Annotated in this window: 12 protein-coding genes; 8 read left to right on the forward strand and 4 right to left on the reverse strand. The window is 36.2% G+C overall.

The window, feature by feature from the left end:
- The first annotated feature begins 32 nt into the window (after positions 1-32).
- From mnmG to Q0039_RS02360, 4 genes are all read left to right on the forward strand, one after another.
- On the forward strand, positions 33-1,901 hold the full coding sequence (gene mnmG, locus Q0039_RS02345; RefSeq protein ID WP_297508460.1) for a tRNA uridine-5-carboxymethylaminomethyl(34) synthesis enzyme MnmG: 1,869 nt from the start codon (positions 33-35) through the stop codon (positions 1,899-1,901).
- 49 nt (positions 1,902-1,950) lie between these two features.
- Positions 1,951-2,796, forward strand: coding sequence for a class I SAM-dependent methyltransferase (locus Q0039_RS02350; RefSeq protein WP_297508463.1), 846 nt, complete (start codon positions 1,951-1,953; stop codon positions 2,794-2,796).
- A gap of 236 nt (positions 2,797-3,032) precedes the next feature.
- The gene (locus Q0039_RS02355) at positions 3,033-3,611 is read left to right on the forward strand and encodes an OmpH family outer membrane protein (RefSeq protein ID WP_297508466.1); all 579 of its coding nucleotides are present in this window, start codon (positions 3,033-3,035) and stop codon (positions 3,609-3,611) included.
- A gap of 93 nt (positions 3,612-3,704) precedes the next feature.
- Positions 3,705-5,972 (forward strand): helix-turn-helix domain-containing protein, encoded by a 2,268-nt coding sequence (locus Q0039_RS02360; protein WP_297508469.1) that lies wholly within the window; start codon positions 3,705-3,707, stop codon positions 5,970-5,972.
- Here the strand turns inward: Q0039_RS02360 and Q0039_RS02365 are convergent.
- Entirely contained in the window at positions 5,965-6,348 is a 384-nt protein-coding gene (locus tag Q0039_RS02365; RefSeq protein ID WP_297508472.1) for a DoxX family protein, read from the reverse strand. The two genes, Q0039_RS02360 and Q0039_RS02365, sit on opposite strands and share 8 nt — an antisense overlap.
- 2 nt (positions 6,349-6,350) lie before the next feature.
- Positions 6,351-7,502, reverse strand: a complete 1,152-nt coding sequence (locus Q0039_RS02370) for a DNA polymerase III subunit delta' (protein ID WP_297508475.1) — start codon at positions 7,500-7,502, stop codon at positions 6,351-6,353.
- Between the two features lie 291 nt (positions 7,503-7,793).
- Here Q0039_RS02370 and Q0039_RS02375 point away from each other — a divergent pair, with 291 nt between their 5' ends.
- From Q0039_RS02375 to Q0039_RS02390, 4 genes are all read left to right on the forward strand, one after another.
- Entirely contained in the window at positions 7,794-8,981 is a 1,188-nt protein-coding gene (locus tag Q0039_RS02375) for a phosphoglycerate kinase (protein ID WP_297508478.1), read from the forward strand.
- A gap of 100 nt (positions 8,982-9,081) precedes the next feature.
- Positions 9,082-11,385 carry a LysM peptidoglycan-binding domain-containing protein gene (locus tag Q0039_RS02380; RefSeq protein ID WP_297508479.1) on the forward strand — a complete coding sequence of 768 codons (2,304 nt, stop codon included), beginning with the start codon at positions 9,082-9,084 and terminating at the stop codon, positions 11,383-11,385.
- A 37-nt stretch (positions 11,386-11,422) separates the two neighbouring features.
- Complete coding sequence (locus Q0039_RS02385) at positions 11,423-12,421, forward strand: DUF4837 family protein (RefSeq protein ID WP_297508483.1); 999 nt, start codon at positions 11,423-11,425, stop codon at positions 12,419-12,421.
- Positions 12,405-12,851, forward strand: a complete 447-nt coding sequence (locus Q0039_RS02390; RefSeq protein ID WP_297508486.1) for a GNAT family N-acetyltransferase — start codon at positions 12,405-12,407, stop codon at positions 12,849-12,851. Before Q0039_RS02385 ends, Q0039_RS02390 begins: the two co-directional genes overlap by 17 nt.
- Here the strand turns inward: Q0039_RS02390 and Q0039_RS02395 are convergent.
- On the reverse strand, positions 12,848-13,663 hold the full coding sequence (locus tag Q0039_RS02395; RefSeq protein ID WP_297508489.1) for an OmpA family protein: 816 nt from the start codon (positions 13,661-13,663) through the stop codon (positions 12,848-12,850). The two genes, Q0039_RS02390 and Q0039_RS02395, sit on opposite strands and share 4 nt — an antisense overlap.
- Complete coding sequence (locus Q0039_RS02400; RefSeq protein ID WP_297508494.1) at positions 13,663-15,291, reverse strand: S41 family peptidase; 1,629 nt, start codon at positions 15,289-15,291, stop codon at positions 13,663-13,665. The genes Q0039_RS02395 and Q0039_RS02400 overlap by 1 nt, the downstream gene beginning before the upstream one ends.
- Positions 15,292-15,404: the final 113 nt, after the last annotated feature.

Raw genomic sequence — 15,404 nt, forward strand, 5'->3', positions numbered from 1 at the left:
AATCGTTCCACGTGGAACTTTAGACAGTAAGTATGTTTTCAACGTATGATGTTATTGTTGTAGGCGCCGGACATGCGGGTTGTGAGGCCGCAGCCGCAGCTGCAAATTTAGGGAGCAAAACATTGCTTGTTACGATGAGTCTGCAAAATATCGCTCAGATGTCTTGTAACCCTGCGATGGGTGGTATTGCAAAAGGGCAAATTGTTAGAGAAATTGATGCTCTTGGTGGTTATTCGGGAATTGTTTCTGATAAAACAGCAATTCAATTCAAAATGTTGAATAAATCAAAAGGACCAGCAATGTGGTCCCCAAGGGTTCAGTCGGATCGTATGCGGTTTTCTGAAGAGTGGCGACTAATGCTTGAAAACACTCCAAACTTAGATTTCTATCAAGAAATGATAAAAGGGCTATTGGTTAAAAATGGCAAAGTAACAGGTGTTCGAACAGCTCTTGGAATTGAAATAAAATCAAAATCTGTAATACTTACTAATGGAACTTTTCTTAACGGATTAATTCATATTGGTGAAAAACAATTTGGTGGTGGCCGTGCTGGAGAAACCGCTTCAACTGGAATAACCGAAGATCTAGTTGAATTGGGTTTTGAGGCTGGACGTATGAAAACCGGTACACCACCAAGGGTTGATGGACGTTCATTGGACTATTCAAAAATGAGAGAAGAGCCAGGGGACCAATTACCAGCAAAGTTTTCTTATTCCAACATAACCCGCCCACTCACAGAACAGCGTCTTTGTCATGTAACGTACACTTCCCCCGAAGTTCATGCGATTTTACGTGATGGTTTTGATCGGTCGCCGATGTTTAATGGTAGAATAAAAAGTATAGGTCCGCGTTATTGTCCTTCAATTGAAGATAAAATTAATCGTTTTGCAGACAAAGACCGACATCAATTATTTATCGAGCCGGAAGGTTGGAATACGGTTGAGGTGTATGTAAATGGATTTTCAACTTCGCTTCCAGAAGATATTCAATATCAAGCGCTGCGTACAGTTGCAGGTTTTGAAAACGTTAAGTTTTTCAGACCCGGGTATGCGATTGAATATGATTATTTTCCACCAACACAATTAAAACACACCTTAGAAACTAAGTTGGTTGAAAACCTATATTTTGCAGGTCAAATCAATGGAACAACGGGTTATGAGGAAGCCGCTTCTCAGGGTATTATGGCTGGAATTAATGCACATTTGAAAATCAATGATAAGGAATCTCTCATTTTAAAACGGGATCAAGCCTATATAGGCGTTTTAATAGATGATTTAATAACGAAGGGAACAGAAGAGCCTTATCGAATGTTTACTTCAAGGGCTGAATATCGCACGTTATTACGCCAAGACAATGCGGATTTCCGTTTAACACCGCTATCGCACGCTATTGGCTTGGCTTCTGATGAGCGATTATTCCGAATGGAAGAGAAATTATCAAAAAGTAATGCTATGTTGGATTATTTCAAAGAAAACAGTATTACTCCCGAGGAAGCGAATCCAATTTTGGTTGAAAAAGGAAGTACTCCTATGAATCAAACCGACCGAATGTTTAAAGTATTCGCTAGACCACAAATTGATTTAGATGATATTTTACGGTTTGAAAAAGTCAAATCGTATATTTCTGAAAATAATTTGGATGATGAAATTGTTGAACAGGCAGAAATTCAATTAAAATATTCGGGTTATATCGAAAAAGAACGCAATAATGCTGAAAAATTGACCCGATTGGAAGAAATGAAAATCCCAGAAAACTTCGATTTTTATAAAGTACATTCATTATCTATTGAGGCTAAACAAAAATTAACGGCAATTCGACCAGTTACTATTTCACAAGCTTCACGAATTAGTGGTGTATCACCCGCAGATATTTCTATTTTATTAATTTACATGGGACGCTAATGTTTCACGTGAAACAAATGTCTTAAACCCTTATCAATACTAATATAAGATGAATTTTTCTAAAGATAAATTAGTTTTAAAAGTAAAAGACCATTCGGTATCTGGAGAACTATTTGAGTTGTGGAAAGATGAGCAGTTTGATATGCTGGTTACCCATCCACAACCTACTTTAGACAAACTGCCTTCGTATTATGAGAGTGATGATTATATCTCTCATACTGATGGTAAGCGTTCGTTTTTTGAAAAACTATATCATTTTATTAAAGGTATTGCACTAAAAAATAAACTCCATTTGATTCATTCTTTAAGTTCAAAAGGAACATTATTAGATATTGGAGCGGGAACAGGTGAGTTTCTTTTAATTTGTAAAAAAAATGGATGGCAAGTCACCGGAATTGAACCTAGCGATAAAGCAAAGGCAATTGCTCAAAAAAAAGGAATACATATTGAAACAGCAATAGGGTTATTACCTGACCATTCTTTTGATGTGATCACGATGTGGCATGTTTTAGAACATGTGCCCGATTTAAATCATCAATTGGACGAATTAAAGCGATTACTAAAACCCAATGGAACGATAATTATTGCTGTGCCAAATTTCAATTCATTGGATGCAAAACTATATCTAGAGTATTGGGCCGCGTATGATGTTCCTATTCATTTGTGGCATTTTTCTAAAACGGCTATTCAAAAAATATTTGCTACAAAAGATATGGAATTGAAAAAAGTTATCCCAATGAAATTTGATAGTTTTTATGTTTCCTTATTATCTGAAAAATATAAAAACGGCAAGATGAATTTTATAAAAGCTTTTTTTAATGGTTTGCGATCTAATTGGTATGGAAATCGAAAAAAAGAATATTCCTCACATATTTATATCCTAAAAAACAAGTAAAAAACACAATAAAAAGCCAACAATAAACAATTTTTACGCCAAGCAACTATTACCACACAAACCTTCCAAAACTGGCTTAAATCGCTTTATTTTAAGTCAAAAATAATAGCAATTACTTATTTTTGTATTGCTAACGATAATCAAAAACTATTTTATTTGTTCTAATTAAAATTTAATCATAAAAGTTACAACCGATTTTTTTTTTACTTTTGACAACAACAAATTATTTAATTTCAATGAAGAAAATCATTCTAGGAATTTTTATGGCAGCTGCCATGATTTCATGTCAAAAGTCTACGGAAGCAAAAGATTTCAAAACCGCCTACATCGACACAAATAAATTATTGGAAGAATCTACAGAAGCCAAAGATTTAAAAGCAAAATATGAAAGTATTTTGGAAGAAAAAGGTTCGCGCATTAAAGTGGAAGCAGATCGATTAAAATCGGAGCAAAATAGTTTTACAGCAAATGCTCAAAAAAATGGTCAAGCTTGGGCTCAACAAAAATATGGTGAATTACAACAAAGAGAACAAGAAATTCAATATGCTAGCCAAATGGTTGCGCAACAAGTTCAAGGTGAACATGGTGTTGAAATGGATACATTAGTTGCACGCTACAAAAAGATGATCAAAACATATGGAAAAGAAAAAGGGTATGATTACGTCTACGGAACTGGTGAATCAGCAACGGTTTTGTATGCGAAAGACCAATATGATATCACGAAAGAGATTATTAAATTAGTGAATGATAAATATAAAACGGAAGATAAAAAAGAAGAAAAGCCTGTAGCCAAAAAAGAAGATTCTAAAAAATAATTATAATTAACTTCAATTTCAAAAGCCCGAATTATCAGGGCTTTTTTTGTTTATGAACGCAACTTTGTATCTTTGATTTTTAAATTATAAGCCATGGAATTTATATCAGCCGAAGCACAATATGTACTTCAATTTATCAACCAGACCAATAAGTCTTTGTTTCTTACAGGCAAAGCAGGTACAGGAAAAACGACCCTGTTACGCGAAATTATTGCCACTACCCATAAAAACACAGCAGTTGCAGCACCAACGGGTATTGCCGCATTAAATGCTAGTGGCGTGACCATTCATTCCTTGTTTCAATTGCCCTTCGCGGCGTTTATTCCCGATCAATCAATTCCAAAGGTTACATCAATTTCAAAGTTTGAATCGCAAGCAACATTAAAGAGGCATTTTAAAATGAATGCAACGAAACAAGCTGTACTTCGCAATCTTGAGCTTTTAATTATCGATGAAGTCAGTATGCTCCGAGCTGACGTTTTGGATGCAATAAATTTTATTTTGCAATTTGTACGAAGAAATGAGCGAATTTTTGGTGGTGTTCAACTCCTTTTTATAGGGGATTTAATGCAATTACCCCCCGTAATAAAAGATGATGAATGGGAGGTATTGCGTAATTATTATCGAGGAAAGTTCTTTTTCAACGCCTTAGTTTTAGAATCCCATCCACCTTTATATGTAGAATTAGGTAAAATATTTAGGCAAACAGACGTAGCCTTCATTGAAGTGCTTAATAACCTAAGAAACAATACGGTAACGGTTAATGATATACAGTTCTTAAACCAATTTGTTCAGCCCAATTTTGATCCACAAGCGCATTCGGGTTATATTACGTTAACGACACACAATACTAATGCTGATGTTTTGAATGCCAATGCATTAGCTAAAATAGAGGAAAGAAACTTTACTTTTTCTGCGCATATTGTTGATGATTTTCCAGAAAAAATGTACCCATTAGACCCCAAACTTGAACTTAAAAAAGGGGCGCAAATCATGTTTATAAAAAATGATTTGTCTCCACAAAAACGGTTCTTTAATGGTAAAATTGGGATTGTCGATTTCCTTTCTGATCGGGAGATTTTTGTTTATTTTCCCGAAGAAGACGTGACCATTGAAGTAGAACTTTATGAATGGCAAAATATACGGTACAAAGTCAATGAAACCACAAAAGAAATTGAGGAAGAAATAATAGGCACGTTTACCCATTTCCCTATAAAATTAGCCTGGGCAATTACCGTGCATAAAAGTCAAGGTCTAACTTTTGATAAGGCTGTTTTGGATGTTTCCAAAGTTTTTCTTCCTGGACAGGCCTATGTTGCATTTTCTAGATTACGAAGTCTCTCAGGTTTGGTACTAAAAACTCCGTTACAACTGAATGGTATTCAAAACGATCCGGAGGTTATTCGCTATGCAACACACAAAGCAACTGCCGAACAACTCAAAATTACGTTGGATACAGAAACGCAAAAGTATTTGCATTTTTATTTATTACAAGCATTTGATTGGGAAGAACTCCTTCAAACATTAAAAAAACATGGGTTGTCGTATTTAGAATTGAGCGATAAATCAGCAAAAGCAAAATCACGTTTATGGGCCAATCAAATGGTTGCTCAAATGGATGCTATCGCTGAAGATTCGAAGAAATTTAGAGCACAATTGTATCGATTATTTCAATCCCAATCGGATTATATTTTTATTCAACAACGGGTGGAAGCAGCATACACCTATTTTTTTCCTGTTTTCGACACTATAGCTGAAAATGTTTTATTCAAGCTAGAGGAATTAAAACGCCTTAAAAAAGTAAAAGAATTTATGGATGAAGTAGCAGAAATAGACGAATTGATGATTAATGCGATTCACCGCCTGATGAAAATGAAACGGCTACTCCAATTATTAATTACTAACAATTCGATTTCTAAAGAAAATTTACTTTCAGACGAACAAAGAAATTACCGCGAATCCAAACGATTAATTGCTTTAGAGCGATTTAAAGCGCAACAATTGGATGTAGAAGAGGCCGATTTACTTGAACCTTCCGTTAATGGTCAGAAAAAGCTAAAAAAGACAACAAAAAAAGCAACCTACGAGCTAACTTTAGAACTCTTTAAAAAACAATTATCGTTGGATTCTATTGCCCTTGAACGAAAGTTAACTTTGGGAACTATTCAAGGCCATATTACAAAACTCATTGAGAGCCAACACCTTTTCATTCATGACGTTATACCTGAAGATAGATGCTTGGGTTTGCGTGAAGTTTTTAAAAATTATGCGCACTTACCCATAGGCGAGATTAAAGAAATGGTAGGTGAAGCCTATACTTGGGAAGAAATTAAATGGTTTAAAGCGTCTTGGATTAACTGAGCCAATAAACGGCCAAAACAGCAGGAATAAAGTAAATAACCATATTTCGGGCACCATCGTAATCTTTTGCCAAACGCTGTCCAACTAACATTTGCAAAATAGCAATACAGGAACACATTGCTCCATAATAGCCATAGTTTCGCTCACCATTAACCACTAGCTGAACTATACCAACTGCACAAAAAACACCCGCAATTATTTCGGTTAATAACAGAATTGTAGTTACTTGTACCACCCAATTTTTAAGAGGTGAATTTTTAAAATGTCCTTTTAATAGCGTCAACGTATCGTTCCAATGAAAAACTTTTTCATGTGCTGACATTAAAAAAGTGATGGCCAAAAAAAGAAGTACCAAAAGCGAGGCAATATTATTCATGACTACGAATGTTTATGAATGAGACGGGTCAATTTTATTGATAAATCGGTCAACACAATTTTAGCATTTCCATTACGCTCAATTAAGTAGGTTGCCTCTGCGAGTTCTTTAAAAATTTCTTCAATGTTATTTCCGGTTACAAATGGCGCAAATTTTTCCAATTGAAAATTGGCAACTTGCGGTTCTAAATACACTAAATCGGTTGCTTGATAGTTTAAAAGAAGCGCTTGTCGAAACATGTCAATGCAGAAATTCAAGAATTTTTTTTGAGTTTCTCTCCCCAGCCCCGCAATCTCTTCACTCCAAGCGATTAAATCATGAATAGCCGTTGCATTTCCTTTCGCCCTAAAGGCCGCGCGAACCCATTGCACAAACCATTGCTCAAAAGGAAAATCTTCATCTTCTTGCCGAATAAGTTTCAACGCTTTGTTATAATTTCCTTGTGCTTGATGTGCTATTTTTTGGGCTGTTTTTGCATCTGTGTTTTCTCTTGAAATCAAGGCATCGGTTATGTCTGCAGCGGGTACACCATTGCAATGTACCACTTGACATCGTGATCGAATCGTTTGAAGAATATCTTCTTCATTTTCTGAAATTAATAGAAAAACAGTTTTATCGGTAGGTTCTTCTAATAATTTCAACAGTTTATTTGCGGCTGCAATATTCATTTTTTCAGCCATCCAAATAACCATCACCTTGTATCCACCTTCGTGCGATTTTAAAGCTAATGCCTTTACTATTTCTTGCGCATCATCAACCCGAATTTCTCCTTGTTTGTTTTTAACATCCAACAATTTGTACCAATCAAACAATCCTCCGTAAGGACTCTCGCTAACAAATTGACGCCATTCTTTTAGAAAATCTAAGCTTTTAGGTTTTGATTTTACTTCTTCGTTTGTCACGGTTGGATAAACAAAATGCAAGTCGGGGTGGCCCAATTGGTTGAATTTTAAATTACATGCCTCATTCCCTCCGGTGTTTTCAGTGCTAGAATTCCCACAAATAATATATTGTGCGTAGGCAATCGCTAAAGGCAATGTGCCGCTTCCTTCTGGACCAACAAACAATTGCGCATGGGGAATACGACCCAAAGATGCGGTTCTAATCAAGTGATTTTTAAGATGTTCGTGACCTAAAATTTCAGAAAATAACATAAGCAAATATAGTAGAAAAAACCGAATAAAACCGGAAATCCTAGGAGCTCCAAAACTAAAATTTAAGGAAATCTTCTTTAAAATGTTTCATAGAAAACCACCAATTCGATTATACCTATCAATTTTTAATCAAGCGCTAAACTGAGAATTTTATATTCAAACACACAGGTACTCTCTACTTCCTTTTTACCTTCTTTCCAATCGCTAAAAGCGGCCAGTATCTAGTTGCACTTTCCTTAAACCGTTTTAATACTTATATTTGCAAGCAGAAAATGTAAATTAATACGAGGTATGAAAACGTTAAATGACTTCAATTTTAGAGGCAAAAAGGCTTTAATCCGTGTAGATTTTAATGTTCCTTTGGATGAAAATTTCAACGTAACTGATGCCAACCGAATTGAAGCTGCACAGCCGACAATTGCAAAAATACTTGCCGATGGTGGAAGTGCGATTTTAATGTCGCATTTAGGGCGTCCGAAAGGTAAAGAGGATCAGTACTCCTTGCGTCATATTGTTTCCAAAACGTCCGAAGTATTAGGTGTTCCGGTTCAATTTGCAACCGATTGTTGTGGCGAAGTTGCTCAAAATGCAGCGGCCAATTTAAAACCCGGTGAAGTATTATTGTTGGAAAACCTTCGTTTTTATTCGGAAGAAGAAGCCGGAGATGTTGACTTTTCAAAAGAGTTGGCTATCCTAGGCGATATTTATGTAAACGATGCGTTTGGAACAGCACATCGCGCCCATGCTTCTACAACAATTATAGCCCAATTTTTTCCAAACAACAAATGTTTTGGCTTATTGCTCGCCAAAGAAATTGATAGCTTAAATCGTGTTTTGAATCATTCCGTAAAGCCGGTTACTGCTGTTTTAGGAGGGTCAAAAGTGTCCTCAAAAATTACAGTTATCGAAAATATTTTAGATAAAGTTGACCATATGATTATTGGTGGAGGAATGACCTTTACTTTTATCAAAGCTCTTGGTGGTCAAGTAGGAAATTCTATCTGTGAAAACGACAAATTGGATTTAGCTTTAGCGCTTTTGCACAAAGCAAAAGAGAAAAACGTTCAGGTTCACCTTCCGGTTGATGCGGTAGCGGCAGACGCTTTTAAAAATGATGCTCACACCCAAATAGTAGATGTTCGTGAAATCCCCGATGGCTGGCAAGGATTAGACGCTGGTCCACGTTCGTTGGAGAATTTTAAGTCGGTTATCATGAATTCCAAAACCATTTTATGGAACGGCCCCCTAGGAGTGTTTGAAATGGAAAATTTTGCGAAAGGCACACTTACGTTGGGCGAATATATAGCCGAATCTACAGCAAACGGTGCATTCTCTCTTGTTGGCGGAGGCGATTCAGTTGCTGCAGTTAAACAGTTTGGCTTAGAGGGACGCATGAGCTATGTTTCTACAGGCGGCGGTGCCATGTTGGAAATGTTAGAGGGAAGAACATTACCCGGAATCCAGGCTATTTTAGATTAACAATTTTACTTTTAACAATAAATAAGTATTTTTTTACGTTAGAGGATTTACTTTTGTAAAAATCTAAATACTTGATAGATACTATTTTAAAATTAACTACATGACTTTAAAAAATCGGATTACTGTATTCTTGTTTTGCACTTCAGCGGCATTATTTGCCCAAGTGAATACGGTTACTCAAGATACCGTGGTGAAAAAAGAAATTAAACGTTCTTATCTGGATTCTATTAAAGCCACTTTTGTACATGATGAAATGGCTTCGTGCATCGACAGTATGTGGATGAAAGAGCTAACCTCTTTGGACATTTACAACACCATGCTAGAAGATATTAAAAATGTTAATATTGATCAGCCTGTTGATTATGAATTACCTACCGAAGTATTAAAAGAACGGCTAAAGCGTTTGGATGAAAAGTCGCCTTTCAATATTGAATACAATCCCGGTTTGGAAAATGTTATTAAGTCGTTTTTAAAAAACCGAAAAAAACATTTTGAGCGGTTAATGGGTATTTCACAATTTTACTTCCCCATCTTTGAGGAGGAAATGGCAAAAAACAATATTCCATTAGAAATCAAATACCTTTCGATCGTTGAATCTGCACTGAATCCTTTGGCCGTATCTCGAGTAGGCGCAACGGGTTTGTGGCAGTTTATGTATCAAACCGGGAAACAGTATGGTTTGAATATTACCACCTATGTTGATGAACGAAGTGACCCCATCAAAGCCAGTCAAGCCGCTTCACAATACATGAAAAATATGTATCAAATTTTTGGTGATTGGGATTTGGTTTTGGCTTCATACAACTCAGGTCCAGGAAATGTTGCAAAAGCCATTCGTCGTTCAGGGGGTCAACAAAACTATTGGAATATTCGCAAAAATCTACCGAAGGAAACTCAGGGTTATGTGCCAGCTTTTTTAGCCACCATGTATATTTTTGAATACCACAAAGAACATGGAATTGTGCCCAATAAAGCGATTGCCAATCATTTTGCTACAGACACGATTCACATTAAAAATCATATAACATTTAAACAGCTTTCTGATTTACTGGATATTCCTGTAAATGAAATACAATTCTTTAACCCTTCTTTTAAGCGGAAAGAAATACCTGCCATTTCGGGTCAACAGCAGTATATTCGACTACCTAAAGACAAGGTTGCGATGTTTACGTCCAACGAAGAGAAAATTTATGCTTATGTTAAACATGAAGCCGACCTTCGTGAGCGTCCTTTCGAACAAATTAATCGACCAAAGGATACTTCAGCAATCGCTGCTTTAAAACAGGATTTTATCACTAAAACACGTTATCACAAAGTACGAAGAGGAGACAATCTCACGGCGATTGCAGCACAATATGATGTAACGGTGACCGATATTAAACGTTGGAACCGCTTAAAAAGCGACCGTGCTCCAGTGGGTCGCCGATTAAAAATCAAAATGCCCGAGGAAATTGTTGTAAAAAACAGTAAGAATGAAGTAGTAAAAGATTCTATTCCAAAAGCAATTGCCTCTCCCGATAAAGCCACAGATCTTAAATATGAGACCATTTATAAAACCGAAAAAGTGGTCGTTAATAAAGACGTTGTGAAGTATCACAATGTAAAAAGTGGTGATGTGTTGGGCGCTATTGCTGGTAAATACAATGTATCAGTAGCTGAATTGCGCAAGTGGAATAAAATTAAAGGAAATAATATCGGTATTGGTGATAAACTTAAGATTATTAAAAATGAAAAATTAGTTACTACCGTTCGAAAAGAGGTTAGAGTTCCCTCAACCAATCGCAATGATGCTTTAGTTACGAATGATAAGTCCAACACTGTTGAAAAAATTAAAACCATTGGTATTCAAGATTCAACAAAGTCTGTGAACTATTATGTGGTTGCAAAAGGAGATAATCTTTCGACCATAGCCAAAAAATACAACACGACAGTTGACCAATTAAAAGCATGGAATAATCTAATTGATAATACGGCAAAGTTGGGAACGCAATTAATTATTTCAAGCGATGCTGTTGCTCAAGTCCGTGAAGAGGATGTTGCTCCAAAAAAGGAAATTCGCACGGAGGAATATACGGTTGGTCGTGGCGATAACTTAGCATTAATTGCTAAAAAATACAACACAACAGTAGACCAATTGAAAGCGTGGAATAATCGAACAGACAATGCACTTCAAGTAGGCGAAAAATTGGTGGTAAATAAAACAGAAATCACTCGTTCTAGTAAAACTAAAACTGCAGTGGCGACTAATAAAACGAAAGAAACCCTATACCGCGTTCGAAAAGGAGATTCGTTATTTAGTATTTCTAAAAAATTTCCTGGGGTTACCATTGCCGATATCAAACGTTGGAACAACATTAAAGGAGAAAGTATTACGCCAGGAATGAAGTTAAAAATCAACGGATAATTTTTAAAAACATACTATCTTTGGGCTTTATTTGTATATGAATAAAGCCCTTTTTTTATATTTTGGAATCCTATTTTTGGGTGTTTCTTGTTCAAAAAAAAAAATAAAAAATGATCCTACTACGTTCTCTAAACCCAATCAAGTTACAGTCTTGATTGATGACCCGCTATGGAACGGTGAAGTAGGAGATACTTTGCGAAATACTTTAGCGGCTCCTTTTTTAGGATTACCTCAAGAAGAACCGGTGCTTTCGCTAAATCAATATCCGGTAAAATTATTAGAAGGATTTACCTCCAATAGCCGTAACATCATTATCATTAAACGCGAAGATAAGAGTCAGATTCGTTTTCAAGAAAATGAGTATGCCAACCCTCAGATTGTTGTTCATATTTCTGGACGCTCTGTGCAAGAACTTTTAGATTCCATACATCAAAACGATTCGTTAATTATCAAACGGATTAAAGAGTCTGAAATTAAAGTTTACCAACAGTGGCTCAAAAGAGATACACTGATGAATACTGAAAAAATTGCAGAACGATTTGGAATTTCATTGGATATTCCCGCCAGATATCGAATGGTTATGGGAGGAAAACGTTTTATTTGGTTGAAAAAGGAAATCACCAGTGGTAATTTGAGTCTTGTTTTTTATCAATTGCCGCTATCCGTTTTGAAGAATAAAAAAATCAACCCACGAAAGATTATTAAAATTCGTGATTCTATTGGTCGAATTTATATTCATGGGGCTGTGCCACGAACCTACATGATGACAGAAAAGGCCTTTACGCCCTATCAAACCGAAACACAGATTTATAAACATACTGCATTTGAAACTCGGGGCACATGGGAACTTTCGCATGATTTTATGGGTGGCCCCTTTATCAATTATGCCATTATTGATCAAGCCAATCAACGGGTTATATTTATTGAAGGATTTTGTTATGCGCCCTCCAAAAAGAAACGCGACTTGCTATTTGAATTGGAAGCGATTATTCGTTCAACCCGATTTTTAAAAACCAATCATGGAAACAAAGTTTAAAATAAAGCGTTTTAACGAACTTTCTCTTGACGAGCTATACCAATGCATGAAATTGCGCTCATTGGTCTTTGTCGTGGAGCAAAACTGCGTTTATTTGGATATTGATAGCAAAGATGATCAAGCGCTACATGTGTTGGGCTATCAAAACGATTGTTTAATGGCCTACGCGCGTTTGTTTGACAAAGGAGCCTATTTTGATGAAACTTCTATCGGGAGGGTAGTTGTACATCCCGATTTTCGCAGAATTAATGCCGGTCATGCTTTAATGGAGGCTGCTATACAAGCAGTTTATAACACCTTTGGAATCCAACCCATTACGATTTCTGCCCAATTATATTTACAAAAATTTTATGAGTCCCACGGATTTGAAGTCATAAGTCCCACCTATTTGGAAGATGACATTCCTCATATCCGGATGCGAAAAAATTAAATTTTGGTAATTACTAATTCTACCCGACGGTCATACTGAGGGTCTTTTCCAAGTGGCTGCGTATTACCATATCCTTTGTAGGTCATACGATTTTTAGGAACGCGCCGAAAAGTTAAATATTTATACACGGCCATTGCGCGGTTTTCCGATAGTTTTCGTTTTCGTGTGTCTTTATCAATCGCTTCCTTTTGGTTTGGTGGAGTGCAACACACATGACCTTGTATTTCGAATTGAAGGTTTTTATAACGTAAAGTCAGTAATGCGATTTTATCCAACTCTTCTTTTGCTTTAGCGGTTAAACGACTACTTCCTTTTTCAAATAGAATGTTATCTAAAATGATATGATCACCTACTACATGAGTTTTTTGAAGCATATTGTAATATCCCGGAAGAATAAGTTTCGGCAACTCACGCAAATTAATTACTAAATCTACCCGTCTATTTTTTGAACGCTTTTCGGGAAGATTTTCCACAATATCATCATCAATCAAGACCTTTCCTTTGCCTTCAATTGTTACAATAATTTTATTTTTAATTCCGTTTTCCAATAACTTATTTTGTATGGTTCCCGCCCGTTTTTTGGAAAGATTAAAGTTGTAGTCTTCTTTTCCTACGTCGTCTGTATATCCATAGATTTGAATGGATTCAATACGTGTTGAGTCGGTTCCTTTGATAAATGTAACAATATCGGCGGCCTGTTTATCATTAATGTCGAATTTGTCAAATTCAAAGTAAACCGAATGTACAATTTCTTCTTGAGCAAATCCAATTGCGCAAATCAATAGCGGTAACAATTTTAATAAACGGAACATTATTGAAGTATTTTTTGGTATTCTGTAGGGTTTGCTAAAAGTTGAGCGGCGCGCGCAATTTCGGTATTATTTTTAATATAATATTGGTATAATCCTTCTTTGTATTGGTAGCGGCGGATTAGTTCATCCAAAAGTAAACGCTTGATTTCTGTTTGGTTTTTGTCTAATTGAGCTTCTTCACTTTTTTGTAATGCTGCAAACAAAGCATCGTATGGTGCTTTTATTGCTTCGGCTACATTTTCCTTTTTTGCCTTTTCAAGCGTAGTTTTCAATGCCAATTCGGTTTCTGTATCAAAACTTATTTTTTCTTTTTTCAAAAAGGCTTTAAAATCAGAAAAATCGCCCTCGGTTATTGTTGGAATTGTATTTCCTAAATTGGGATGGCGGTAGTAATAATCGGTTGCAAAGTTGAATATCGCATCATTTTTTTGCAATACTTCGGCTATCGTACTTGTTTTGGTTTCGCCCATTTCAATATCGGGTTGAATTCCTCCACCATCATAAACCGTTCGTCCTTTCTTCGTTTTAAAGGCATTAAATTTATTGGCTTTTTGCGCTTTTCCGTCTTTGTCTTTATGGGCATAATCCAAGGCTTGTATACAGCGCCCAGAAGGAGTGTAGTATCTAGAAATTGTAACTTTTACCTGTGTTCCGTAGGTCATATCCAGCGGACGTTGTACCAATCCTTTGCCAAAACTACGACTTCCGATAATTACGGCGCGATCTAAGTCTTGTAAACCTCCTGAGACAATTTCAGAAGCCGAGGCGCTTTTGCCATCTACGATAATCGCTAAGGGAATATTGAGGTCTACGGGTTCGCGGGTAGTTTTGTAGGTTGCGTTGTATTTTTCATTTTTAGATTTGGTGGTCACAATAGTTTCACCTTTGGGTACAAATAAACTACATACATTCACAGCTTCGTTTAAGAGTCCGCCGGGGTTACCGCGAAGATCCAAGATAATCCGTTCGGCACCTTGGTTTTTTAATTTTTCTAATGCTTCTTTGGTTTCGGTTGTGGTTTTGCGATTAAAGGCAGAAAGCACAATATACCCCGTTTTTGCGTCGACCATTCCAAAATAGGGTACAGCATTGATTTCAACTTCGTCCAAAACAATAGTTGCATTTTGGGTTTTACCTTGTCGAATGAATTTGATGTCAACTTTAGTGTTTTTTGCCCCTTTTAATAATTGCGAAGCATCGTCTTTAAAGTCAGACAACAGCACATCTCCAATTTGGATAATAGCATCCCCAGCTTTCAGTCCGGCTTTATCGGCAGGATAACCTTTGTAGGGCTCTTTGATGATGAGTTTATCTTCTTTACGAGAAATCATCGCACCAATACCTGTATATTCTCCCGTATTATTGATTTTAAATTTTACAACGTCTTGTTCGTTGAAATAGTTCGTGTAGGGATCGAGATCGGCCAACATGCTTTTAATTGCTTTGTCCATCAACTCGGCAGGATTTACCTCATCCACATAGTTTTGATTGACCGTTTTAAATAAGTTGGTGAAGATTTCAATTTGTTTAGCGATTTCAAAAAAATCATCTTTGAAACCTGTGCCTATAAAAAAAACACCCACAGCAACTACAGGTATTATGAACCTTTTTTTAAGATTTTTTAGCATCATTTTGTCCATTTTTTTGGGTTTGCGTATGTACCCATTTGTCAAATAATTGTTGGGTTTTGGATTCGATTGCAGCAAAATCCATTCGGTCACGTGATTGGTAAAAAAACAAC

Source organism: Flavobacterium sp. (assembly GCF_027484945.1).
Lineage (GTDB): Bacteria > Bacteroidota > Bacteroidia > Flavobacteriales > Flavobacteriaceae > Flavobacterium.

Excerpts from the sequence above, each read along its gene's own strand:
- mnmG (WP_297508460.1), top strand. The coding sequence starts at position 33 with ATGTTTTCAACGTATGATGTTATTGTTGTAGGCGCCGGACATGCGGGT.
- Q0039_RS02350 (WP_297508463.1), top strand. The coding sequence starts at position 1,951 with ATGAATTTTTCTAAAGATAAATTAGTTTTAAAAGTAAAAGACCATTCG.
- Q0039_RS02355 (WP_297508466.1), top strand. The coding sequence starts at position 3,033 with ATGAAGAAAATCATTCTAGGAATTTTTATGGCAGCTGCCATGATTTCA.
- Q0039_RS02360 (WP_297508469.1), top strand. The coding sequence starts at position 3,705 with ATGGAATTTATATCAGCCGAAGCACAATATGTACTTCAATTTATCAAC.
- Q0039_RS02365 (WP_297508472.1), bottom strand. The coding sequence starts at position 6,348 with ATGAATAATATTGCCTCGCTTTTGGTACTTCTTTTTTTGGCCATCACT.
- Q0039_RS02370 (WP_297508475.1), bottom strand. The coding sequence starts at position 7,502 with ATGTTATTTTCTGAAATTTTAGGTCACGAACATCTTAAAAATCACTTG.
- Q0039_RS02375 (WP_297508478.1), top strand. The coding sequence starts at position 7,794 with ATGAAAACGTTAAATGACTTCAATTTTAGAGGCAAAAAGGCTTTAATC.
- Q0039_RS02380 (WP_297508479.1), top strand. The coding sequence starts at position 9,082 with ATGACTTTAAAAAATCGGATTACTGTATTCTTGTTTTGCACTTCAGCG.
- Q0039_RS02385 (WP_297508483.1), top strand. The coding sequence starts at position 11,423 with ATGAATAAAGCCCTTTTTTTATATTTTGGAATCCTATTTTTGGGTGTT.
- Q0039_RS02390 (WP_297508486.1), top strand. The coding sequence starts at position 12,405 with ATGGAAACAAAGTTTAAAATAAAGCGTTTTAACGAACTTTCTCTTGAC.
- Q0039_RS02395 (WP_297508489.1), bottom strand. The coding sequence starts at position 13,663 with ATGTTCCGTTTATTAAAATTGTTACCGCTATTGATTTGCGCAATTGGA.
- Q0039_RS02400 (WP_297508494.1), bottom strand. The coding sequence starts at position 15,291 with ATGCTAAAAAATCTTAAAAAAAGGTTCATAATACCTGTAGTTGCTGTG.